At 56.8% G+C, this 23414-nt stretch carries 19 protein-coding genes; 17 read left to right on the top strand and 2 right to left on the bottom strand.

Features of this window, described 5'->3' with window-relative positions:
* Nucleotides 1–41: 41 nt before the first annotated feature.
* Both QN062_RS01920 and QN062_RS01915 read right to left on the bottom strand, forming a co-directional pair.
* Nucleotides 42–1088, bottom strand: a complete 1047-nt coding sequence (locus QN062_RS01920) for a Gfo/Idh/MocA family protein (protein WP_369341939.1) — start codon at nt 1086–1088, stop codon at nt 42–44.
* Nucleotides 1089–1202: 114 nt separating this feature from the next.
* On the bottom strand, nt 1203–1742 hold the full coding sequence (locus tag QN062_RS01915; RefSeq protein ID WP_369341938.1) for a peptidylprolyl isomerase: 540 nt from the start codon (nt 1740–1742) through the stop codon (nt 1203–1205).
* A 252-nt stretch (nt 1743–1994) separates the two neighbouring features.
* On the opposite strand from QN062_RS01915, the gene QN062_RS01910 reads away from it, so the two are divergent.
* The 17 genes from QN062_RS01910 (at nt 1995) to QN062_RS01830 (ending at nt 23270) form a co-directional block, all read left to right on the top strand.
* Nucleotides 1995–3617 (top strand): phosphatase PAP2 family protein, encoded by a 1623-nt coding sequence (locus tag QN062_RS01910; RefSeq protein WP_369341937.1) that lies wholly within the window; start codon nt 1995–1997, stop codon nt 3615–3617.
* 226 nt (nt 3618–3843) lie between these two features.
* A complete protein-coding gene (locus QN062_RS01905) occupies nt 3844–5541 on the top strand; it encodes an oleate hydratase (protein ID WP_369341936.1) in 1698 nt (565 codons plus the stop codon).
* 157 nt (nt 5542–5698) lie between these two features.
* A complete protein-coding gene (locus QN062_RS01900; protein WP_369341935.1) occupies nt 5699–7348 on the top strand; it encodes an NAD+ synthase in 1650 nt (549 codons plus the stop codon).
* An 80-nt stretch (nt 7349–7428) separates the two neighbouring features.
* Complete coding sequence (locus tag QN062_RS01895; protein ID WP_369341934.1) at nt 7429–7632, top strand: hypothetical protein; 204 nt, start codon at nt 7429–7431, stop codon at nt 7630–7632.
* 285 nt (nt 7633–7917) lie between these two features.
* A complete protein-coding gene (locus QN062_RS01890) occupies nt 7918–10290 on the top strand; it encodes a formate acetyltransferase (RefSeq protein ID WP_369341933.1) in 2373 nt (790 codons plus the stop codon).
* A gap of 154 nt (nt 10291–10444) precedes the next feature.
* A complete protein-coding gene (gene pflA / locus QN062_RS01885) occupies nt 10445–11353 on the top strand; it encodes a pyruvate formate-lyase-activating protein (RefSeq protein ID WP_369342506.1) in 909 nt (302 codons plus the stop codon).
* Nucleotides 11354–11478: 125 nt separating this feature from the next.
* Nucleotides 11479–12216, top strand: coding sequence for a DUF3000 family protein (locus tag QN062_RS01880; RefSeq protein ID WP_369341932.1), 738 nt, complete (start codon nt 11479–11481; stop codon nt 12214–12216).
* A gap of 279 nt (nt 12217–12495) precedes the next feature.
* A complete protein-coding gene (locus QN062_RS01875) occupies nt 12496–13773 on the top strand; it encodes an HRDC domain-containing protein (RefSeq protein ID WP_369341931.1) in 1278 nt (425 codons plus the stop codon).
* A 46-nt stretch (nt 13774–13819) separates the two neighbouring features.
* Nucleotides 13820–15232 (top strand): trigger factor, encoded by a 1413-nt coding sequence (tig, locus tag QN062_RS01870; protein WP_369341930.1) that lies wholly within the window; start codon nt 13820–13822, stop codon nt 15230–15232.
* A 337-nt stretch (nt 15233–15569) separates the two neighbouring features.
* Entirely contained in the window at nt 15570–16187 is a 618-nt protein-coding gene (locus tag QN062_RS01865) for an ATP-dependent Clp protease proteolytic subunit (protein ID WP_369341929.1), read from the top strand.
* Between the two features lie 2 nt (nt 16188–16189).
* Complete coding sequence (locus QN062_RS01860; RefSeq protein ID WP_369341928.1) at nt 16190–16867, top strand: ATP-dependent Clp protease proteolytic subunit; 678 nt, start codon at nt 16190–16192, stop codon at nt 16865–16867.
* A gap of 422 nt (nt 16868–17289) precedes the next feature.
* On the top strand, nt 17290–18723 hold the full coding sequence (clpX, locus tag QN062_RS01855; RefSeq protein ID WP_369341927.1) for an ATP-dependent Clp protease ATP-binding subunit ClpX: 1434 nt from the start codon (nt 17290–17292) through the stop codon (nt 18721–18723).
* A 28-nt stretch (nt 18724–18751) separates the two neighbouring features.
* Complete coding sequence (locus QN062_RS01850) at nt 18752–19261, top strand: GNAT family N-acetyltransferase (protein WP_369341926.1); 510 nt, start codon at nt 18752–18754, stop codon at nt 19259–19261.
* Nucleotides 19262–19704: 443 nt separating this feature from the next.
* On the top strand, nt 19705–20604 hold the full coding sequence (locus tag QN062_RS01845) for a metal ABC transporter solute-binding protein, Zn/Mn family (protein ID WP_369341925.1): 900 nt from the start codon (nt 19705–19707) through the stop codon (nt 20602–20604).
* An 11-nt stretch (nt 20605–20615) separates the two neighbouring features.
* Nucleotides 20616–21509 (top strand): metal ABC transporter ATP-binding protein, encoded by an 894-nt coding sequence (locus tag QN062_RS01840; protein ID WP_369341924.1) that lies wholly within the window; start codon nt 20616–20618, stop codon nt 21507–21509.
* A 95-nt stretch (nt 21510–21604) separates the two neighbouring features.
* Nucleotides 21605–22489, top strand: a complete 885-nt coding sequence (locus QN062_RS01835; protein ID WP_369341923.1) for a metal ABC transporter permease — start codon at nt 21605–21607, stop codon at nt 22487–22489.
* Nucleotides 22482–23270, top strand: coding sequence for a metal ABC transporter permease (locus QN062_RS01830; protein WP_369341922.1), 789 nt, complete (start codon nt 22482–22484; stop codon nt 23268–23270). The genes QN062_RS01835 and QN062_RS01830 overlap by 8 nt, the downstream gene beginning before the upstream one ends.
* Nucleotides 23271–23414: the final 144 nt, after the last annotated feature.

The following is a 23414-nucleotide window of genomic DNA, read 5'->3' as shown; positions in this document are numbered from 1 at the left end:
CGACACTCACCGGACAGCATCTTGGATGGAAAGGGAAGGCGTCACTCCTCGAATGGGTATGTCATTCCCCAGATGTCCCTGATGCTGTCTTCCAACGAAACCATGCGCAATGTATCCTCATGCGTCATTTCAGGGCACTGGCTCTCTCCGTCGAGAATCGCATTCGCAGCCGATGCGACTTCATACTCATAGCCGGTAAGCTGGCGCGGCATATCGATATGCCGTACATGACGATGCCCATCCTCATAGATGTCAATGCCATCGATGTCATTGATGTTGCTGCATATCATGTATCCCTTGCTGCCCCATATGATGCCCTGTGCATCGCTCATGCCAAGCATCGAGCAGCTTGCGACTCCCATGTGTCCGTTCGCATAATGCAGCGTCGTCGAGCTCTGCGCATCGACTCCGGTCTCGAAGAACGAGGCGCTGCTCTCAAGCGACGAAATCTGCTGCGGTCCCAGGACCATGTCGATGAAGTTCAGTGGGTAGATGCCGACGTCAAGCAATGCTCCGCCAGCCAGATCCGGATCCACCAATCGCTTCACTCCGGTCAACGGGTAGCCCAGATTGGCCGTCACGGCCGTCACGTCACCGATGGCGTTGGATAGCAGCAGATCATCGATGATGGTGCGCGAAGGCATGTATCGTGTCCATATCGCCTCGGTGCAGAGCATGCCTGTGGATTCCGAAACTCCAAGAGCCGCGTCGGCCTGCTCGCGGTTCGCGGTGAAGGACTTTTCGACAAGGACATTCTTGCCGTGCTTCATGCATAGGATTGCCTGTTCGGCATGAAAGTTGTGAGGTGTCGCAATGTACACCAGATCGACCTCGTCATCCTCGACGAGCTCTTCATAGGATCCGTAATGCACTGGAACGTGGAATCGTTCGGCGAACGAGGCGGCACGGTTCCTGTCTCGCGATGCGACTGCATGGAGCGAGACCAGATTTGCGTATCGTTCGTCAGTGCCCATGGCCTGAATCGTCCGGGCCATGGCATTTGCAATGTTGCCGGCACCGAGAATCGCGATGGAAACAGGCCTGCCCTCGTCTTCGAAGAGCTTGCGGTTGCCGTTCATGATACTCATGGAATCTACCCCTTTGTTGGAAACCTGAGAAATTGCTTCAGGCCTGAATCGCAGGACGTTGCCTTCATCGAGTCGTTCGGCGCGTCTTGCGTTCAGGCCTCTGGAACATCAATATCAGAGGATCTCGATGCCTTCTATCATAACCGGGTCGAGCGGCGCATCATTGGCATCCGTCGCAATTCCGTCAAGGGCATCCACGACGGCTCTGGAGGCATCGTCCTCGACCTCTCCGAAGATCGTGTGATGTCCGTCGAGCCATGGCGTCGCGACCGTGGTGATGAAGAACTGAGAACCGTTGGTTCCATGCACTTCGCCAGAGGCGGGGTCGCGTCGCAGGCCGGCATTGGCCATGGCCAGCAGATATGGCTTGTCGAAATGCAGGCTTGGATCGATTTCATCATCGAAGGCGTATCCCGGACCCCCCGTGCCGTTCCCGAGTGGGCAGCCACCCTGAATCATGAAGTCCTTGATGATGCGGTGGAAGGTGAGGCCATCATAGAAAGGCTCGTTGCTTGGTTCGCCCGTGATGGGATCCGTCCATGTCTGAGTGCCCTTCGCGAGGTCTACGAAGTTCTTGACCGTTTCAGGGGCCTTGTCGTCGAACAGTGCGATTGAGATGTCACCGGCAGTGGTGTGCATGATGAGTTTTGTCATGGCTCATAGTCTTCCATGCGAACACGACCGCAGCCCCTGCCGGAATATGCGTTGAGTGAAGTCTGCATGAATTCTCAATGGCCGCTGCATTGAATCGCCGATCGTGGCTCTCTTGATGACATACAAATGAATTGCTTGTCGAGATTCACTTCGGAGGCACCGCCCTTGCCTGGACGGAACGCTGTCCGAGATGGTGCTGAATTCGGGAAATCCGGTATGGCAAGTGACTTACAAACAAGAAATGGGAGAACTATGAAAAAGGTGCTTACCTATCTGACTGCGACTGCCGCGCTCCTTGCGCTCCTGGTTCCGGCCACCGCCGCTAAGGCGGCGCAGACCACTGACGCGCCGACAACCGACGCGATCACCAACCTTCTTTCCGAATACAGCGATTATTGGAAAGCAGGGGAAGGTGTCCAGCAGAGCGACGAGGCTGAAAAGGTACTTCAGCACAACGATGCGCTGACCGAGGAAATCAACAACAAGGCTGCGACCGAGACCGCAGACAAGACGAACGATCAGCAGGCGCGCGCGGTGCTGGATGCTCAGATGAGTTCGGAGGCGACGCTGCATGATGCTCTCGGACCGATCCTGGGCGCCTATTACGAAAATGGAATCAATGGGGGCAAGCTGCCGCTGACGAAGGCCTTTCTTTCGGCGATGAACGCGACTGCCAGCACCGGGACGGCTAAGAACTACTATTCATATCCTCGCCCCTACATCGACCGTCCGAACTACCTGGGCGAGTCGCTGAACATGGGTGAGCTGAAAAGCACGCTGAACATCCAACAGGTGCAGGCATATGTGGACCAAGGCCAATACGTCGGACTTGCGGCATCAGGCTCGTTCCCCTCGGGGCATACCACCTTCGCCTTCACCCAAGGTGCGGGATTGGCCACGATTCTCCCTGAATTCGGCACACAGATCATGACTCGCGTGTCAGAGGCCGGCAATAACCGCATTGTGCTCGGCGTGCACTATCCGTTGGACATCATGGGCGGTCACATCGCGGGGCAATATGGCGTTGCAACAGCCCTGAGCGATCCGACCGTCGCCTCGCAGGCGGCGGCACGCACCGAGCTCGTGAACTATCTCACCGATGAATGCGCTGCAAACAATTACGGCAGCACGCTGAGCGCATGCATCGGGAAGACCGGTGCGACGTCAACCAATGAATACAGCAATTCATTCACGGATGACGTCGTCAGCGCGCCGGTCAACAGCCCAAGCTCTGCCGTGGCAGCCTATACCGCGCGCATGAGCTACGGATTCCAGAGCGATGCCTCCCAGAAGGCCAGCGTTCAGGTTCCAAGCGCTGCGATCAATCTGCTCCGTAACGTTCCTGCATACAAGGGTTTGAATGACACCCAGCTCAAGCAGATTCTCGCCATGACCGAAAACACCCGGGTATATCCGTTGGAATCCTCGGCGCAGGGCTGGGGCCAGATCAATCTTGCGGCCGCATACAGCGCCAAGGTAACGCTCTCGGCGGATGGAACGGTGCAGAGCGTCGCTGCCGGGCAGAGCGCTGCAAGCGTCGTAAGGCAGCAGACGAACGACAGCGACGGCAACCAGGGAGGCAGCGGCACGAATGACGGTTCCGGCACGTCGAATGCGAAGGGCGGCACATCCAATTCGACTTCCGGCACGTCGTCAAAGACCGCTTCGAATGCGAAGAAGAGCGCCACGACCGCCAAGAAGCCACAGCCGATCGCCTCGGTCAGCGGCCAGGGCGTTGTGGATGCCAGTGGGAAGAACGCCAGCCTAGCCAAGACCGGCAGCAATGTCGGACTCGTCGTTTCGATAGCCGCGATGCTTGCCGTCGCAGGATCGGCGGTGTCTCTTACCGTGATGAGAATGAAGCGTGGCCACTGATTCGATGAGAATCGAGCATGCGCTGACGGTGTGATCGCAGGGTCTGCCTGCCGAGCAGGCAGAGCAGGCCGCGAGGCACCCATCCCATGCAAGGGGCAACGGGCATGACCACCTCCGGGTGCGCCTTTCCGCAGGATTCCTCCAAGCCGGAGTAGAGTCGGAACGAACGACTCTGACCAGCCAAAGAGGTCGAAATCACGGTCGGTGCAAGAAAGAGGGAATCATCATGGCCAAGGCATATATGATCGGTGCGGGGATAGGGAATCTTTCGGCAGCCGTATACCTGATTCGCGATGGGAAGTGGGACGGAAGCGACATCACGATCATGGGTCTGGAGGATCACGGTGCCAATGATGGCAGCACGGTGAAGGATTTTGAGAACGAATTCGTCGTATCCTCTATCAACAACGCACACGGATACGTCAACCGTGGCGGACGCATGCTCAACGAGGAGACTTATGAGAACCTCTGGGATGTGTTCGCAGGCATCGAGTCCCTGAATTCGCCGGGTAAATCGGTGACCGAGGAGATCCTCGACTTCGACCATGCCCATCCCACGCATGACGTCGGCAGGCTCATCGATTCGTTGAATGGCGTGCGTAACAGGGGAGACAGCAATGACTACTCCCATATGCAGTTCAATACCCTTGACCGATTGCTGCTGACCAAGCTGATGATGATGCCTGAATCTCAGGAACGTTCGCTCAACGATGTGAGCATCGAGCAGTGGTTCGCCTCGAGTCCGCATATCTTCACGACGAATTTCTGGTACATGTGGGAGACGACCTTCGCGTTCAAGCGCAACAGCTCCGCCATGGAGCTTCGTCGCTACATGAACCGCATGATTCTCGAATTCAGCCGCATCAACACCCTGGCCGGGGTGACTCGAACGCCGTTCAACCAGTATGAGAGTCTGATCCTGCCACTTCGTGCCTGGCTGAAAAGGCATGGGGTTCACTTCGTCGGCAACCGAATGGTCACCGAGTTCGTGTTCAAGGATTCGCAGCTGCGCGACGAGATCGTCGTCACCGCGTTGAAATACCGGACTGTCGGCCCTCGCCGTTCGGATGCGGACGACGAAGGCTCGCACGGAACGATCGAGGTCGCGCCGGAAGATCTGGTGTTCGATACCAATGGCTCGATAACCGACAGCACTTCGCTCGGCGATCTCGACACGCCCATCGTTGAGGATATGAACTATGCTCCAAGCGCAGCCCTATGGAAGCAGGCCGCTGAGCATTTCTACGATCTTGGGCATCCAGACAAGTTCTTCGGCGATCGGAGCCAAAGCGAATGGACGAGCTTCACCGTCACGACCGACTCCCACCTGCTCATATCCGACATCTCACAGATCACCCAGCAGCACCCAGGCAATGCTCTGAACGCCTTCGTAGACAGTCCCGAATTGCTGTCCTTGGTCGTTCATCACCAGCCACATTACCGTTCCCAGAAAGAGAACGAAGGGGTGCTATGGGGCTATGCGCTGTATCCACGGGCAGTCGGCAGGTATGTGCACAAGCCATTCATCGAGATGACCGGACGCGAGATGCTTGAGGAGAGCCTTGGCTTCCTCTCTGCTGCGGATACGAGAACGGAAGGCATCAAGGATCATCACGACAGGATACTCGATTCGGTCGTGAATGTGGTTCCTGCGCACATGCCCTATGCCAGCGCGCTCTTCAATCAGCGCTCGGTCGGGGACAGGCCGTTGGTCGTGCCACGGCATTCGCGCAATCTGGCCTTTGTGAGCGAATTTGCAGAGATGCCTTTCGACATGGTGTTCACGGAGCAATATTCGATTCGCTGTGCCCAGATCGCCGTATACAGGTTCCTCGGGATCCCATCTTCGAGGCTTACGCCGCTTCATCATTACGAGAAGGATCCGAGGGTGATGCTGAGGGCCGCCCGCACCATGTTCAGATAGTCGCGAGTCGTGGCGACGCCATTTTCGGATGCGCGCGCCGTCCTTGATCGCGGCGAAAGCTCAGGCGCAAAGTCAACGCATGATCGCCGTCCACGGTTCCTGGAGTCGCTTCGAGACTCGGGAGAACGCGCAATGCGATAGCGTTAGGATGTTGAGTATGACTAATGGTAACGACGGGCTTCGCTTTGCACTGGCTCAGATTGACACATGCGTCGGAGACTTGGATGGCAACGGTGAGAAGGTGCTCGAATTCACGCGTCGCGCGGTGAGCGATGATGCGACGGTCATCGTCTTTCCGGAGATGACGCTGACAGGATATCCGATCGAGGACCTTGCTTTCCGCGCCACATTCCGAAACGCCGCATGGGACAAGGCGAATTCGCTTGCGCTTCGCTTGAAGGCGGAAGGGCTGGGGCAGGCCTTCGTGATCGTAGGAACGGTGGGAACCGACGATGAGCGCAGGCTCCCCAGGAATCGCATGGTCGTTCTTCATGACGGAGTCGTCTGGGCCGGATACGACAAGCACTTCCTGCCAAACTATGGCGTCTTTGACGAGTTCAGGATCTTCACCTCAGGGGAACGCTCGCTGGTGCTCGACATCGATGGGTTCCGCATCGGCGTCGCCATCTGCGAGGACATCTGGCAGGATGGCGGTCCGGTCGCGGAGCTGGGCAGACAAGACATAGATGTGCTTCTTACCATCAATGGGTCACCCTATGAGGCGGGCAAGGGGCATGTTCGTCATGAGCTGGGTGCTCGACGCGCCTCGGAGCTCCATGCCCCGCTGATCTACCTGAATCAGGTCGGAGGCCAGGATGACCTGGTATTCGACGGCGGAAGCTTCGTCATCGGTCAGGATGGCAAGATGCTGGAGCGTTCGCCACAGTTCGTCGAGGATCTGAGCTTCTGGAACTTGAGGCATGATGCCGATTCCCAAGGCATGTCCACAGTCGTTCCCGAGCTTGGGACGGATGAGGAGATGTATCGAGCATGCGTGCTCGGTCTGGGCGACTATATGAGGAAGAACCATTTCGAAGGCGTGTGCGTCGGACTGTCGGGAGGCATCGACTCTGCGCTGGTCGCGACCATGGCCGCCGACGCGTGCGGAGGCGAGCATGTGTGGGGCATCTCCATGCCGAGCAGATATTCATCGCAGGGTTCGCGTGACGATGCCCGACTGCTGGCCGACAATCTTGGTGCGAACTATCGAACCGAGACGATCGAGAGGGTCTTCGACACCTTCCAGGAACAGCTCCATCTTGAGTCCGTGGCAGAGGAGAACATTCAGGCACGCATCCGCGGGGTCATCGTCATGTCGTATTCGAACAGCAAGGGTCTGCTCGCCCTGGCCCCCGGGAACAAGTCAGAGCTTGCATGCGGATATTCGACCATCTATGGGGACGCCGTCGGTGGATACGCTCCCATCAAGGATCTGCTCAAGACCAAGGTGTGGGATCTTGCGCGCTGGCGAAACGGCTATGCGGAGGCGCACGATGAGCCGGTTCCCATTCCGGTGAGTTCGATTGAGAAGGCTCCCAGCGCGGAACTGCGCCCGGGTCAGAGGGATTCGGATTCCCTGCCGGAATATGCTCTGCTGGATCAGGTCCTTGAGGCATATATCGAGCTTGCACATGGAAGGGCCGATCTGCTCGCCGACGGCTTCGACGAACGGACCGTCGACACCGTGATGCGACTGGTCGACCGTGCGGAATGGAAGCGTCGGCAATATCCGTTGGGGCCAAAGGTGACGTCCTTGGCATTCGGCCGTGACCGTCGCCTTCCTGTCACGAATGCGTTCAGGGAATAGGCAGTCAGGATTCGGGAGCGATGTCCCGGCGAGATTTTGGGCTCAGGCCCGCAAGTGGTTTCGGCAAGGGAAGGAATGCAATGGCAGACAGCAACAAGGACGAGCTCTGGTACTTCAACACGGTTACAAAGCAGGCAGAGCAGGGGCGGCAGTCTCCGGTGGCCAATCGCATGGGACCATACGAGAGTCGTGAGGATGCGATGAATGCATGGACCATCTTCAACCAAAGGAATAAGCGCTGGGAAGACCAGGACAGGGAGTGGAATGGCGGCGGCTCCCACTGAATCGAGCGCTGCCGTCCGAGAGACCGTCCGAGGCAAGAGTCGGCAGCTCGAGGCAGGTGACGGCAGCTCGAAGCTAACAGTTTATTTCATAAACGATCAAGCATGAACATTTTATGCAACGATTTGTTGATACATATCATAAATTGTTAGTTTCGGCTCGGCGTAAAGAGAAATGTGACTCAAATCACAGTAATTCGTCAGATGTCGTTCAGCGGCACTGACTAAGATTGAATGCATCCGGCAGCGTGAAGATGCGTTGGCTGAACCAATCACCAAGGAGTGACCATGACAGCAGTTGAATCAACAGCCTTGTCACAGGAAGAGCTGCAAGCGAAGGCTTGGGACTCGTTCAAAGCAGGAAACTGGCAGAAGGACATTGACGTCCGCGATTTCATTCAGAAGAACTACACCCCATACGATGGCGACGAGTCGTTCCTGGCTCCAGCCACTGAGAAAACGAAGTTCCTCTGGAACTATCTTGACGACAACATTCTTTCCGTGGAGCGCAAGCAGCGCGTGTATGACATAGAGACCCATATCCCAGCAGACGTCGACGCTTTCGCAGCAGGATACATCGACGGCAAGGATGCGGCCGAGACGCAGGATGACGTTATCGTCGGGCTGCAGACGGATGCGCCCTGCAAGCGCGCCATGATGCCGAACGGCGGCTGGCGCATGGTGGAGCAGGCGATCCTTGAGGCTGGCAAGACGCCAGATCCCGAAATCAAGAAGATCTTCACCCGCTATCGCAAGACCCACAACGACGGCGTCTTCGGCGTATATACGCGCCGCATCAAGATCGCCCGCCATAACAAGATCCTCACCGGTCTGCCAGATGCATACGGCCGTGGCCGCATCATCGGCGACTACCGCCGTGTCGCCTTGTACGGCGTGAACACGCTGATCGCCTTCAAGAAGCGCGACAAGGATTCCGTGCCATACCGCAACGACTTCACCGAGCCCGAGATCGAGCATTGGATCCGCTTCCGCGAAGAGCATGACGAGCAGATCAAGGCCTTGAAGAAGCTCATCAAGCTGGGCAACGAATATGGTCTCGATCTGAGCCGACCGGCGCAGACCGCACAGGAAGCAGTCCAGTGGACGTACATGGGCTACCTTGCGTCGATCAAGAGCCAGGACGGCGCTGCGATGTCCATCGGTCGCCTTTCCGCATTCTTCGACACCTACTTCGAGCGTGACTTGAAGAACGGCGTTATCGACGAGACAGACGCCCAGGAGATCATCGACAACATCGTGATGAAGCTGCGCATCGTGCGATTCCTCCGCACCAAGGACTACGACAACATCTTCTCCGGCGATCCCTACTGGGCGACCTGGTCGGATGCAGGCTTCGGCGATGACGGACGCTCGATGGTCACGAAGACCTCGTTCCGTCTGCTCAACACGCTGACGCTCGAGCATCTCGGACCTGGACCTGAACCGAACATCACCATCTTCTGGGATCCCAAGCTCCCTGAGGGATACAAGCGCTTCTGCGCACGCATCTCCATCGACACCTCTGCGATTCAGTACGAGTCCGACAAGGAGATTCGCGCCCACTGGGGCGACGATGCGGCGATCGCATGCTGTGTGTCTCCGATGCGCGTCGGCAAGCAGATGCAGTTCTTCGCAGCCCGCGTCAACAGCGCCAAGGCGCTGCTCTATGCCATCAACGGTGGCAAGGACGAGATGACCGGCATGCAGGTCATCGACGAAGGCGTGATTGAACCCATCAAGCCTCAGGCCGATGGAACGCTTAATTTCGACCAGGTCAAGGCCAACTATGAGAAGGCTCTCGAATGGCTCAGCGAAACCTACGTCGAGGCATTGAACATCATCCATTACATGCACGATAAGTACGCCTACGAGTCCATCGAGATGGCCCTGCACGACAAGGAAGTGTATCGCACCCTCGGCTGCGGCATGTCAGGACTTTCCATCGCCGCGGATTCGCTTGCCGCGATCAAGTATGCGAAGGTCTATCCCGTCTACAACAAGGACGATGACAGCTACGAGCACGTCGACGGCGCCGCGGACGATCTGATCGTCGGCTATAGGACAGAGGGACAGTTCCCTGTCTATGGCAACGACGATGACCGTGCGGATGAGCTTGCGAAGTGGGTCGTGTCCACCGTCATGGGTCAGGTCAAGCGTCTGCCGGTATATCGTGGAGCGGTTCCGACCCAGTCGATTCTCACCATCACCTCGAATGTCGAATATGGAAAGAACACAGGTTCCTTCCCTTCAGGACACAGGAAGGGCGATCCGTATGCACCTGGTGCAAACCCAGAGAACGGTATGGATTCCCATGGCATGCTCCCATCGATGTTCTCGGTCGGCAAGATCAACTACGACGATGCGCTTGACGGCATCTCTCTGACGAACACGATCACTCCAGACGGACTTGGCCGTGACGAGCAGGAGCGCATCGGCAATCTTGTCGGCATCCTCGACGCAGGCAATGGGCACGGGCTCTATCACGCGAACATCAATGTGCTTCGCAAGGAGCAGCTTGAGGACGCGGTCGAGAATCCGGAAAAGTATCCTCATCTGACCGTTCGCGTCTCAGGCTATGCGGTGAACTTCGTCAAGCTCACCAAGGAACAGCAGCTTGATGTCATTTCCAGAACCTTCCATCAGGGTTCCGTAACCGACTGAAAGCTCACGGCGCAATAATTCGCAAGATGATAGCTTGGGGGCGGGGCAATGAGTCCCGCCCCTTCGCTATTCAAGGAGGACAATGATGTCTCAGGCAACGGCGACTCGCGTGTCACATTCACAGGCCGCAGGCATACCGGCGACAGTTCCGACGATGGTTCCGACGTCAGCAAAGACGTCAGTCAAGACGCCAGGCGGGTTCCATGTGACGCGGCAGCATATGCTCAAGGAGTCGAAGACATACCAGAGCCAGACGCTGATGGGGGGGCTTTCAGGCTTCGAATCACCGATCGGGCTCGACAGACGTGACAGGCTGAATGCTTTGAAGTCCGGAGACATCGGATTCGTGCATTCCTGGGACATCAATACGTCCGTCGATGGGCCGGGCACGCGCATGACCGTCTTCATGAGTGGGTGTCCGCTGAGATGCCAGTACTGCCAGAACCCTGACACGTGGAAGATGCGTGACGGGCAGCCGGTGTATCTCGATGCGATGATTGCCAAGGTCGAACGATACAAGGACCTGTTCCAGTCGACCGGTGGCGGCATCACCTTCTCCGGCGGGGAGTCGATGATGCAGCCCGCGTTCGTCTCGCGCGTGTTTCGTGCCGCAAAGGAGATGGGTGTCCATACATGCCTCGATACCTCCGGATTCCTGAACCGCAACTACACCGATGACATGATTCGCGACATAGACCTGTGCCTTCTGGATGTGAAGTCGGGGAACGAGGAGACATACAGGAAGGTCACTGGGGGAGTCCTTCAGCCGACGATTGACTTTGGCAGGCGTCTGGCACGGTTGGGAAGCAAGATCTGGGTGCGTTTCGTCCTGGTTCCGGATCTGACGGATTCCGTTGAGAACGTCGAGGGAGTAGCACGCATCTGCGAAGAGTTCGGCGATGCCGTGGAGCATGTCGATGTGCTTGGATTTCACCAGCTGGGTCGTCCGAAGTGGCATGAACTGCGCATCGACTATCCGTTGGAGAACGCGAAGGGGCCTTCGCGGCAGGTGCGAGAGCGCGTGCGCAAACAGTTTGAAGCACACGGTTTTACTGTGTACTAGATACGTTTTTCCCTTGCTGCAAAGGGTTTGCAATGTTTTCTTTCACTCTTCTTTAATCTTGGTAACGTGAAGAAAATGTCAAATATGCTCGCATTTTTCGGATTGATTCGGCTATCCTAAGAGGCATGGCTGAGATTTACAGATTTCCAGGTGTCTGCAATGAATTCGCAGACTCCAAGCCTTTCAGTCCGCAGGAGGTTGACGGTCGCAAGGACAGGCGCATGCGATCCGAGATGCTCCAACGGTTCGAGGGCGCGAATGTGCCCTCTGCGGTACGGCAGGCTGTCGAATCTGTAAGAGAGATGCCCAGAATCGCAGGAATGACGTATTCGGAGATGCCGACCCCATCGTCCATAGCGGACTACGGCATCGGAGTCGAGATTCAATATCCGATCTTTCTGGCGGAGAGCATGAAGAGAACGCAGTCGGAGGCAAGCCTCTACGGCTGGATCATGATTCTCTTCGTTAATTCCGATGACGTGACGGACCGCTCGCCATGGCAGTGCGTCGCATATATGCGCGAGCCCAAGCTTGAGACCGACTTTGACGATGCCGAGACGCAGGCACTGCTCACCACGGTTCAGGAAAGGCTGCACAACGCGGACGCGTATCAGATTTCAGGAACTGTCTCATCGACCGAAAATCACAGCTTTGGCATGGACGAATCGAAGATTCAGGACAGCTATGAGATTCGGGCATCATGGACCCCTGAATTTCGCAACGGCGAATCCGACAGCCAGGAATCTCACAGTCAGGAATATCACAGTGCGGCATATCATGTGCAGCTGTGGTCCCAGCTCATGCTGGACTTCGGAGTCGATCTGATGGATCAGCGCGACAGCCATGCAGCATTCCGAATGTGAGCCTTGCGAAACGGAACTGACGGCATCCAGCTGCACCGAACAGGTGCGTCGAATGACATATGAGGACTCTGCGGCTCACTGACGCCCCGAGGAGACTTCGTCCGCTCAATGCCTTCTGACGTTTTGAGATGGATTCATGGCATCGTAGTAAACCGGTCTCTGCGTGATGCGGATTCGCTGGTTCTGTGCATTCGCTAGTATTTCGATAGTATTGAGCTGACCATATGACCATGGTAGGGATTACCGAACGGGAGTGGAATACAAGTGTCGAGCGAGCAGATGCCAAGCTTATTGTCTGAGCCGCGTGCAGGCGTACCGGATGTTATCTTCACACACGATGCATTTGAACGAATGTGCGAACGCTTCGCTCAGGGCACCGGTTCACTCGCTGCCGATGCCGAGCGCGCTTCGGGTTTTCGCTACGGTCATGAGGATTGGCTCGTCCAGTTCAAGCGCGAGGGATCCGGGATCGCCCTCGTCGATCCGATCGCGCTTGCCAGAGAAGATGATTTCTGGTCCGATTTCAACGATGCAATAGGCGATGCGACATGGATAATCCATGACTCGCTGCAGGATCTGCCTGGATTCACTGAACTTGGCATGGAGCCGAAGGCGCTGTTTGATTCGGAAATGGCCGCGAGAATGCTTGGTCTGCATCATTTCGGGCTCGCCGCAGTCACCGAGCACTATCTCGACCTGACTCTCGCCAAGGAACATTCCGCTGCGGATTGGTCTTACCGCCCGTTGCCGAGAGATTGGCGCAACTATGCCGCCCTTGACGTTGAATTGCTCATTCCCCTGGAACGGGAGATGCGGCAGGACCTTGAACGGCAGGGCAAGAGCGAGTGGGCAGAGGAGGAATTCGCATATCTGCTTGACAAGGGTTCAAGGCAGCGCCAGCAGCACCCTCAGCCGTGGAGAAGGGTCTCTCACATAACCTCCCTGCACAATGACCGTTGGGGGCTTGCAATCGTCCGCGCCCTATGGACCGAACGTGACAGACTCGCAAGACTCTATGACATCGCACCCTCGCTGCTGCTGTCGGACGCATCGATCATCGAAGCGGCAAGGCAGAAACCGCATAACGCCAAGGAATTTAGGGCAATCCGTTCGATTAACCAGCGCGTTCGCATGCATACGGGCGGCGAGCAGGACAAGATGTTCGAGCGCTATGCTCCGATTCAGCGCAGCATAAAGCCCGCTCACTGGAAGGACATCATTCAGAAGACGCTGGAACTGCCGCCATCGGATCTTCCGGTCCCACCTGTATCTTCGGCGTTGTCCGAAGAGAACAATGCACCGCACTCGATGAAGTTCTGGCGAGAGAAGCATCCGCGGCGCTATTCCAGGCTCATGGCTGCAAAGGCCGTGATCGCACAGATCTCGCAGGATACGCAGACTCCGATAGATGTGATTCTCAAGCCCCAGTACCTCAGAAATCTATGCTGGACCGATGAGCCCGAACGCCGTGATGTCGCCGAGTTCCTCGCAAGGCAGGGTGCGCGTAGCTGGCAGATCGAATTGGTTGACGAGTCCGTAAGTCGAGCTATCATGTAACGGTTGCCTACGGGCATAATAATGTACGTATGAATTGGAGCGCAGCGTGAAAATCAGTGTCAGGAACCTCGAGCCGACCAAGGTAAGGCTCACCGTCACCGTTGAGGCAGAGGAGCTGGATCCATATCTGGATGCCGCTCGCAAGGAGATCGGCAAGCAGGTCAACATTCCTGGATTCCGCAAGGGACATGTGCCAGGGAAGATCATCGACCAGCGTGTCGGGTTCGCATCCGTTGCAGGTGAGGCTGTCAACAATGGCGTTCCCGAGCTGTATTCAAAGGCATTGAACGAGAAGAAGATCCATCCGATGGATCAGCCAAAGCTCGATGTCAAGGAAGTTCCTCAGTCTTCCACCGACGACACGAAGCTTAAGTTCACGGCGGAGGTCGAGGTTCGTCCCAAGTTCGAACTTCCCGCTGTCGAGGGCATGTCCATCGAGGTGCAGAAGCCAGAGGTCAGCGACGAAGACGTCGACAAGCGCATCGAGGCGCTTCGTCAGCGTTTCGGCACTCTTGTCGGAGTCGATCGTCCAGCCAAGAAGGGCGATTATGCCAACATCGACCTCGACGCGAAGATCGACGGCAAGTCCGTTGACTCGCAGGAAGGCGTGAGCTACGAACTCGGTTCCGCCACGATGCTTGACGGCTTGGATGAGGCATTGGATGGCCTTTCCGCAGGCGAGGAGACCACCTTCGAAGGTACTCTCGAAGCTGGCGAACATCAGGGCGAGAAGGCTCAGGTCAGCGTCAAGGTCAACTCGGTCAAGGCCGAGGAACTGCCTGAAATCGATGATGACTTCGCTCAGGAGGCATCTGAATTCGATACGCTCGAGGAGCTGAAGGCCGACGTCCGCAAGCAGAGCGAGACGGATGCCGAGGGCCGTCAGGCGACCGAGGCACGCGACGCGTTCATCGCACAGCTTGAGGATGGACTTGAGCTTCCCGTTCCTTCCGGCGTGAAGGCCAGCATGATCGAGGAACGTCTGAAGAACGCTCAGACGCAGGGCAATGCGGCAAATGATGCCGAACCCACGGATGATCAGAAGAAGGAAGCGGACGAGGCCGTAGAGAAGGAACTGCGCGACCAGATGGTGCTTGATGCGCTTGCCGAGCAGCTCGACGTCAAGGTTTCGCAGACGGATGTCACCAACTTCCTGTCGTCGATCGCCCAGCAGTATGGCATGGATCCCAACAACTTCATCAACGCCATCGTGAACAATGGCCAGCTTGGCTCGGCCGTTCAGGAAGTCGGACGTTCCAAGGGTCTGCTCGCAGGCATGCGTGCGGTCACATTCAAGGATACCGACGGCAAGGTCCTGGACCTTACCAAGTTCCTTGGTGACGAAGCCCAGGAGGAAGAGAACGAAAGCGTCGAGGCAGCCTCCGCCGCCGCGGCCGTAGCCGATCAGGTTTCCAGCAAGGCTGATGCGCAGACGGACGGCGAAGAATCCGCAGAGTGACGTCTGAAGCCATCGGTCGGCGACTCGACGACTGAGACATCGGGCATTGAAGGCTCCGAAATCCGTGCATTGGAAAGGCTTGATTTCGGAGCCTTTTCGCAGCCTTTTTGGCATCCTGCCCAGTTCTGCGAGCAGCGTTCCTTCGACTGTGATCCACTTCGAGGGCCTTCACAGGCCACGATTCGTCGCAGCGTGCCGCAAGACATCGCAGCACGCTGCGGCGCGCTGCGATCCGGTTGGTCTGAGAGCGGAACCGGGATAGCCCATAGCTCAAACGCACATCTACGTACCTTCGTGGCTGTAGGCTCATAAGCGTAATCAAATGTAAGGAGATACGGTGAGCAACACCCTTGCGAGTCCGCCGGTTATGGCGGAAGGAGAAGTTCCTACCGCAACAAATCCAATTTTCAACCGTCTGTTGAAGGATCGCATCATCTGGCTTGGTGATGAGGTCAAGGACGACAACGCGAATGTCATCTGCGCCCAGATGCTGATGCTGGCAGCTGAGGATCCTTCGAAGGACATCTGGCTGTACATCAATTCGCCAGGTGGCTCGATCACGGCAGGCATGGCGATCTATGACACGATGCAGCTCATTGAGCCGGATGTCGCGACGGTCGCCGTCGGCATGGCAGCGTCGATGGGACAGTTCCTGCTTTCGAGCGGCACCAAAGGCAAGCGTTTCATCACATCGCATGCGCGTGTGCTGATGCACCAGCCATCAGGTGGCATTGGTGGAACGACGACGGATGTCCGCATCAACGCCGAACTGATCATGGACATGAAGAAGACGCTCTCACAGCTGACCGCCGAGCAGACTGGCCACAGCATCGAGGAAATCTACAAGGACAATGAATACGACCACTGGTTCACTGCGGAGCAGGCCTTGGAATACGGCTTCATCGACAAGATCGTGACCACGCCTGGCACGATGAACGCACAGAAGGGAGCATGACGATGGCATCCGAAGAGGCACGTTTCGTGGCACGCGCAGAGCGTCTGGCCGGAGCACGCGGTGTCGCAGGCTTCATGCCGCAGAATCGTTATATCCTGCCGCAGTTCGAGGAGAAGACGCCATACGGGTTCAAGCGTCAGGATCCATACACCCGACTGTTCGACGACCGCATCATCTTCATGGGCGTTCAGGTCGACGACACATCCGCTGACGACATCATGGCACAGCTCCTGGTTCTCGAGAGCCAGGATCCAAACCGCGACGTCATGATCTACATCAATTCTCCTGGTGGATCGATGACTGCAATGACTGCCATCTATGACACGATGCAATACATCAAGCCAGACGTGCAGACGGTATGCCTCGGTCAGGCGGCATCGGCAGCGGCGATTCTCCTGGCTGCCGGAGCCAAGGGCAAGCGTCTGATCCTGCCCAATGCGCGTGTGCTGATTCATCAGCCCGCCATGCAGCAGGACTTCGGCAAGGCCACCGTGATCGAAATCCATGCGCGTGAGATGCTTCGCATGCGCGAATGGCTCGAGAACACCCTTGCCAAGCACACCGGCCAGGATGTCGAGAAGATCCGCAAGGACATCGAGGTCGATACGATTCTGACTGCCGAGCAGGCGAAGGATTACGGCATCGTTGATTCGGTTCTGGTAAACCGTTCCGCTGATTGAGTCGATTGATTTATTTGCTTGATTAATTAGACTGGCTGGTTCGATTCACTGGTTCGACCAGCTGTCTCGCTGTGTCGCAGCTGCTGTGATTCACCTCCTGTGATTCAGCTTCTGCGACGCCATATGGAGCCGAAGGCGACGTGTTGGGTTTTCCGACACGTCGCCTTGCTCGTTTCAATCAATGCGTCGAGATTGCAAGTTTTTGGCACTTGTCTCAGTATCGAGCCTGCGCTTTGGCTTGATTCAGCGGGTACGATCGACATCTTGACACTGCTGCAGACCGCGGAGTGCCAAAAACATGCAGCCATGTGCCGCAATCGGGAAAGGCACATCATTGGTGAAGACTGCGTGCAGTCAATTATGCTGCCAGACTTCGCAGGTATAGTTAGGCTCGTTATGGTGCCATTGCAAGGGAGGCATGGATGGGACGCGTCGTGAGCTACAACGAGGATATTCCACGCTGCGAATTCTGTGGCAAGACCGAGCGGCAGGTCCATAAACTCGTCACGGGACCGAATTCGGCCATATGCGATGAATGCATCCGACTGTGCGTGGACATCATTTCCGATGAGCGTGAGCGTGACGCCGAGGCAAATGCATTGCAACTGCCATATCCAAGCAAGATCTTCTCCTTTCTGAATAGATATGTCATCGGGCAGGACGAGGCGAAGCGTTCGCTTTCCGTGGCCGTCTACAATCATTACAAGCGCGTCAACATGGAATTGAAGGCTGCGGCCAGTCATTGGCATAAGTCGGAGGACGCGGCTTCCTCTGACATCCAAGGTCAGCCTGAGGGCATGCGTCACCACGCTTCGAGTCCAAGAACCAAGCATGCAAAGGGCGAGCTTGCAGCGGCTTTGATGGATTCGTCTTCCCTTGCAGGCGAGGAGGAATCCTTGGCCGATGTCGAGGTCGCAAAATCAAACATTCTTCTGCTCGGTCCCACAGGCGTCGGCAAAACATATCTGGCCCAGACCCTCGCGAAGGCAATGAACGTGCCATTTGTCATCACTGACGCGACCACGCTCACAGAGGCCGGATACGTCGGAGACGATGTCGAGACGGTGCTGCAGCGTCTGCTGCAGGCGGCGGATGGGGATGTCGAACGTGCGCAGCATGGCATCATCTATATCGACGAAATCGACAAGATAGCACGAAAATCGGGTGAGAATACCTCGATCACACGCGATGTCAGCGGCGAGGGAGTGCAGCAGGCCCTTCTCAAGATTCTGGAGGGAACCATCGCCAGCGTGCCATTGGAAGGCACGAGGAAGCATCGGGACCAGGATGTCGAACAGATCGATACCCGTGGCATCCTGTTCATATGCGGGGGTGCGTTCGTTGGCCTCGACGATGTCGTCCGCGCGCGTCTTGGCGGACGTGAAAGCGGCTTTGGCGCGGCATGGCACACTCACGAGGCTTCCTCGCAGGAATTGCTCGAGGCAGTGAGCGCCGACGACCTGGTCGAATTCGGGCTGCTGCCGGAGTTCATTGGCCGTCTGCCCGTCATCAGCGTGCTGCGAGAGCTGTCACAGGACGATCTGCAGGCCATCCTGACTCAGCCATCGAATGCCCTGATAAAGCAGTATCGTCGATTGTTCGCTGCCGATGGCGTCGATCTGCAATTCACCAAGGGCGCCGTCGTTCAGATTGCCCAGACGGCCTTGGAACGTGGGGTGGGCGCCCGCGGTCTGCGATCGATCATTGAAAAGACCTTGGCACAGACGATGTTCGAAATCCCCGAGAGAGACGATGTCGATGGCGTAGTCGTCGATGCGAATGCCGTCTTGGGGCTGTCATCGCCTCAATATCTTCGATCCCTGGAAGGCCGGGAATCTCGGCAAAAAACGGCTTGATGGCCACTTACATAGGATGAATGTCTCAATGAACGGGAAAATGCTGCGGATAAGGCGTATCTCCGCTTCGGATAACAGGTATGTGAAGACGATAGTCCGCGAAGGCCTGGCACGCTTCGGCTTGGACATTCCCGGCACCGCCTATTACGATCCTCAGCTCGAAGATCTGAATGATTTCTATGAGTCGGATTCCGCCGATCTGGGACGTGCCTATTACGTCGTCGTGGATGAGGACGAACGGGTGATTGGAGGTGCGGGATATGCGCATTTCAGCGGTCTCGCCCCTGATATCGCCGAACTGCAGAAGCTGTATGTCACGCCGGAAGGCCAGGGATACGCGGTGAGCTACCGACTCATCGAGACCATCGAGAAGGCAGCTCGGGAAGATGGATATCGCATGCTCTACCTTGAGACTCATCATGCTCTCGTCGCGGCGATGCACGTATATGAGCGCAGCGGGTTCCAGCTTCTTGACGAGCCTCTCGCCCAGCCAAGCCATGACACGATGGACCGGTTCTATCTCAAGGTGATCGGCTGACTTCGCATCTGTTTACTCCACGTCTGCTGACTGTGCATCGGCTTTCTTCACATATGCGGACTTTCAATCGCCAGGTTCTGGAACGTCCGATTCTAGAACGTCCGACACTAGAACGTCCGACTCCACGACGAGGGAGGCCTGATCTTTCGCGCCGCGGCGGACGGTCAGGCCTCCTTCGTCCCAGGGCGCGGGATTCATTCGACCGATGACGGCGCTTTTGAGAAGTCGGTCCTGCTCGGACCGTTTCCATTCACGGTGCAGACGATCGCGCGCCATCTGAACACGCACGGCGTCCTAGTCTCGACTCTATGTGACAATAGTAATTATTCTCAATAAGAGATCATGCCTCAGTGTCATGTCTCAGTGCCATGCAATGGCAGAGAGTGACAGAAGAATGGAAAGATAGGAGAACCATGCAGTTCAGACACGCCAGCAGAGTCGTTATGGCAACAATTCTTAGTGGAATCATGGCACTTGCGACGGTGGGATGCGGAACATCCTCGGCGACGGACGGGAATGGAAAGATAGACATCCTCGCCGCGGAGAATGAGTACGGGGATGTCGCCAAGTCAATCGGAGGCTCACACGTGAGCGTCACTTCGATCATCAGCAATCCGAATGCGGATCCCCACGACTTTGAGGCGAGCCCATCCGAAGTGAAGCTCATCTCGGAGGCGAAGATCGTCGTGCAGAATGGTGTGGGATACGATGACTGGATGACCAAGATGCTCAAGGCCCACTCGAGCTCGGATCGCACCGTCATCAATGCACAGGAAGTCCTCGGACTCGCCGATGACACGAAGAATCCGCATCTTTGGTACGAGCCGAAGACGATGCCGGCAGTCGCGGCCAAGATCGCCGCGAAGCTCGAATCCCTCGACCCAAGCCATGCAGGCGATTACAAGAAGAATCTTGCGAGCTTCAACGCTTCGATGAAATCCTATACCGACGCGCTTGCAACCTTCCAGGACAAGCATCCGAAGGCTGCCGTCGCGGCGACCGAACCGGTTGCCAACTATCTGCTCGATGCCGCTGGCATTGACATCAAGACGCCTTGGACCTTGCAGGCTGCGATCATGAACGACCAGGATCCGTCCGCGCAGGATTCGGCCACACAGATGGCGCTGTTCTCGAACAAGTCGGTTCAGGCATTCGTATATAACCAGCAGGTCACCTCTGACCTGACTGCAAAGTACAAGGCCGCTGCGAAGAAGTATGACATTCCCATCGTTGCCGTATATGAAACGATGCCGGCGAAGTATCACTATGTACAATGGATGACGGCTGAGGTTACGGCCCTTGACAAGGCGGTTTCGCAGAATACATCTACCGAAAGCTTATGATGGCTCAATCTATGTTCATGAAGGACAAGGCCGAAGGGGCCGATGACGATCCTGTGGCATCCTCATCGGTCCAGCGGCCGGGTTCGAATGGAGGATCTCTGCTGGATGTCAGTGACGTCCATGTGGAGATGGGCGGCAACGAGATTCTCAAGGGGATCGATCTCACGGTCGAGGCAGGCGAGTTTCTGGGTCTTATCGGATCCAACGGCGCCGGTAAGACCACCCTTCTGAGAACCATACTTGGCGATGTCGAGCCTTCGACGGGATCTGTCACCATCATGGGCAGAAAGCGTGCGAAGGCCGGTATGGTCGGCTATGTTCCCCAGAAGGTTCAGTTGGATCCCGACATGCCAGTTCGGGCCAAGGATCTCGTTGCGCTTGGCCTCGATGGGCAGCGCTTTGGGATAGGAATACGCGGTCAGCATTTTTGGAATCAGGTCGAACACGCCATGAAAGGCGTTGGCGCCTGGGAATTCGCGGATCGGCCTGTGGGGCGTCTCTCCGGCGGCCAGCAGCAGCGCGTGCTTATCGCGGCGGCACTCGTCGCGAACCCCAGACTCATCCTTCTCGATGAGCCCCTCGCCAACCTTGACCCTGCGAATGCCGACGATATCGTAAGTCTGCTCAATCAGATTCGCAATGTGCAGGGGATCAGCATCGTACTTTCGGCGCACGATATCAACCCGCTGATCGATGCGCTTGACAAGGTCGTATATCTTGCCAGTGGGCGTGCCGTCGTTGGCAAGACCGACGAGGTCATCACGACGGATGTGCTGAGCAGGCTGTATAGGCATCCGATTGAGGTGCTGCACGCAGGCGGTCGCGTGATGGTCATGGCGGGGGAGACCAGCCATGCCCACTCGAATGACGTCGATGCATTCGATGAGACGAAGGCAGAGGACTAGCTCCAGACCGTCCGTGAAGGTCAGCGTCATTTGGCGTTCACCGTTGCTTCTACGAGTCAATGATTGGGAAAGAACGAAGAGAGATAAGGTTAGCCATGAATGTCCTGATGGATCTCTGGCAGGTTCAGGAGATGAGAACGGCCCTGGTGGTCGGATCCACGGTTGCCGTTGCAACCGCCTGCATCGGCGTTTTCACCGTGCTGCGAGGCCAGTCCTTTGCCGGTCATTCGCTTACGGACCTTGCTTCGGTGGGTGGTTCGGCGGCATATCTTCTCGGAGTGAATCAGCTTTGGGGGTTCCTGGCGGCAAGCGTTCTTGCTGGGCTTGGCATGCATGCGATAGGCATCGAGCGCATACGTGGCAGAGATGTTGCCACAGGAATCGTCCTTGCTACCGGAATGGGGTTCACATCCCTGTTCATCACGCTTTCGATGACTGGAAATTCAGGCGGCAGCGCGGCGGTCTCCGTGCTGTTCGGTTCATTGTTCGCCATCAATCCGCGGACAGTCCCGCTGATATGCGTGCTGGCGCTCATCAGCATCGTTGCAATGGCCCTGATCTGGCGTCCGGCACTGTTCGTGACGGTCTCTCCCCAGCTTGCCCATGCCAATGGGGTTCGCAATGGATTCATCAACGCGTCCTTCATGTGCATCCTCGGAATCGGAGTGGCGCTGGGATCCATATCGGTCGGAGCGATCCTCTCGACCGCCCTGCTGATCGGTCCGGCATCATGCGGTCTGATCCTCGCCCGTCGGATGCGCGACGCGATAGTCGCGGCCGCCGGTGTCGGGGTCGTCAGCGTATGGGTCGGTGTGATCGTATCGTATGAAAGCTATCACTGGACAGGCGGACAGTCATGGTCAGTGAGTTTCTGCATCGTCGCGTTGATCCTGATGATGTATCTGATATGCAGGGTGCTGCGTTCCCTGGGACTTGTCAACGCAGCCGCGGGCAGGAAGGCGGGTGTCGCTCATGTTTGAAGCCTATTTGCTGAATACCTGGTATGCGAGCACGGTTGTTGCGGTGAGCGCCGGAATCATTGGCGTTTTCGTCATCATGCGAGGCGACTCCTTTTTGGCACATGCGATTCCGCATGGTTCGTTCGCCGGCGCGGCCGTTGCCGTGACCATTGGCCTCAGCCCCGTCACCGGCATGGGTATCGCGGCATTGCTTTCCGCCCTGGCGATGCATCTTCTGGGAAAGAAGGGGAGGAGAGATGCGGTGATCGCCCTGCTGCTGGTCTTTTTGCTGGCCGGTGGCGCCTTCATGCTCAGCATGAGCGGCGATTACAGCAATCAGGTATATGCTCTTCTTTTCGGTCAGGTACTCGCCGTGACCGATGCAGACCTTCTGACGATGTCTATCCTCGCACTGATTGCAGTGGCTATGGTGCTATGCATGATTCGGCCCCTGCTCGCCTCGTCCATCATACCCGAGCAGGCAAGGGTGCAGGGCGTGCGCAACAACCTGGTTGCCTTGCTCTTCACCATCGTGATTGCCTGCGTCACCACTGCGAGTGTGCCGATCGTTGGAGCAATGCTGCTTTTCAGTCTGCTCATCGCCCCTCCTGCGGCTGCATGCGCCTTGGCTCGCAATCCGATTCACGCCATCGTTCTCTCCTGCGTATTCGCTCTTGGCTGCATGTGGGCTTCGGTCGCGCTTTCGGTGCTTACCGATCTTCCGATAGGCTTCTTCGTTGCCACATCAAGCGGCTGCATCTATGCAATCGCCAAGTTCGTTGCGCACGTCTGGAAGCACTAGATTCCAGACCGACATGTTGCCACTGACATATGCTGCAGAATTGAAAAACGCGGTTCATGGCTATAGGACCATCCACGCCTTCGACAGCATCATGAGTCATCTGTTCGTCGATTCCTCCCAGGCTGGGTGAGGGTGCATCAATGA

This window comes from Bifidobacterium sp. WK012_4_13 (assembly GCF_041080835.1).
GTDB lineage: Bacteria > Actinomycetota > Actinomycetes > Actinomycetales > Bifidobacteriaceae > Bombiscardovia > Bombiscardovia fermentum.
Note: the sequence above shows the minus strand (reverse complement) of the source record. Positions and strands in the feature narration are given on the sequence as shown.

Bases quoted from the DNA above. Each gene is read 5' to 3' on its own strand.
- QN062_RS01920 (WP_369341939.1), bottom strand. From the start codon at position 1,088: ATGAGTATCATGAACGGCAACCGCAAGCTCTTCGAAGACGAGGGCAGG.
- QN062_RS01915 (WP_369341938.1), bottom strand. From the start codon at position 1,742: ATGACAAAACTCATCATGCACACCACTGCCGGTGACATCTCAATCGCA.
- QN062_RS01910 (WP_369341937.1), top strand. From the start codon at position 1,995: ATGAAAAAGGTGCTTACCTATCTGACTGCGACTGCCGCGCTCCTTGCG.
- QN062_RS01905 (WP_369341936.1), top strand. From the start codon at position 3,844: ATGGCCAAGGCATATATGATCGGTGCGGGGATAGGGAATCTTTCGGCA.
- QN062_RS01900 (WP_369341935.1), top strand. From the start codon at position 5,699: ATGACTAATGGTAACGACGGGCTTCGCTTTGCACTGGCTCAGATTGAC.
- QN062_RS01895 (WP_369341934.1), top strand. From the start codon at position 7,429: ATGGCAGACAGCAACAAGGACGAGCTCTGGTACTTCAACACGGTTACA.
- QN062_RS01890 (WP_369341933.1), top strand. From the start codon at position 7,918: ATGACAGCAGTTGAATCAACAGCCTTGTCACAGGAAGAGCTGCAAGCG.
- pflA (WP_369342506.1), top strand. From the start codon at position 10,445: ATGGTTCCGACGTCAGCAAAGACGTCAGTCAAGACGCCAGGCGGGTTC.
- QN062_RS01880 (WP_369341932.1), top strand. From the start codon at position 11,479: ATGGCTGAGATTTACAGATTTCCAGGTGTCTGCAATGAATTCGCAGAC.
- QN062_RS01875 (WP_369341931.1), top strand. From the start codon at position 12,496: ATGCCAAGCTTATTGTCTGAGCCGCGTGCAGGCGTACCGGATGTTATC.
- QN062_RS01860 (WP_369341928.1), top strand. From the start codon at position 16,190: ATGGCATCCGAAGAGGCACGTTTCGTGGCACGCGCAGAGCGTCTGGCC.
- clpX (WP_369341927.1), top strand. From the start codon at position 17,290: ATGGGACGCGTCGTGAGCTACAACGAGGATATTCCACGCTGCGAATTC.
- QN062_RS01850 (WP_369341926.1), top strand. From the start codon at position 18,752: ATGAACGGGAAAATGCTGCGGATAAGGCGTATCTCCGCTTCGGATAAC.
- QN062_RS01845 (WP_369341925.1), top strand. From the start codon at position 19,705: ATGGCAACAATTCTTAGTGGAATCATGGCACTTGCGACGGTGGGATGC.
- QN062_RS01840 (WP_369341924.1), top strand. From the start codon at position 20,616: ATGTTCATGAAGGACAAGGCCGAAGGGGCCGATGACGATCCTGTGGCA.
- QN062_RS01835 (WP_369341923.1), top strand. From the start codon at position 21,605: ATGAATGTCCTGATGGATCTCTGGCAGGTTCAGGAGATGAGAACGGCC.
- QN062_RS01830 (WP_369341922.1), top strand. From the start codon at position 22,482: ATGTTTGAAGCCTATTTGCTGAATACCTGGTATGCGAGCACGGTTGTT.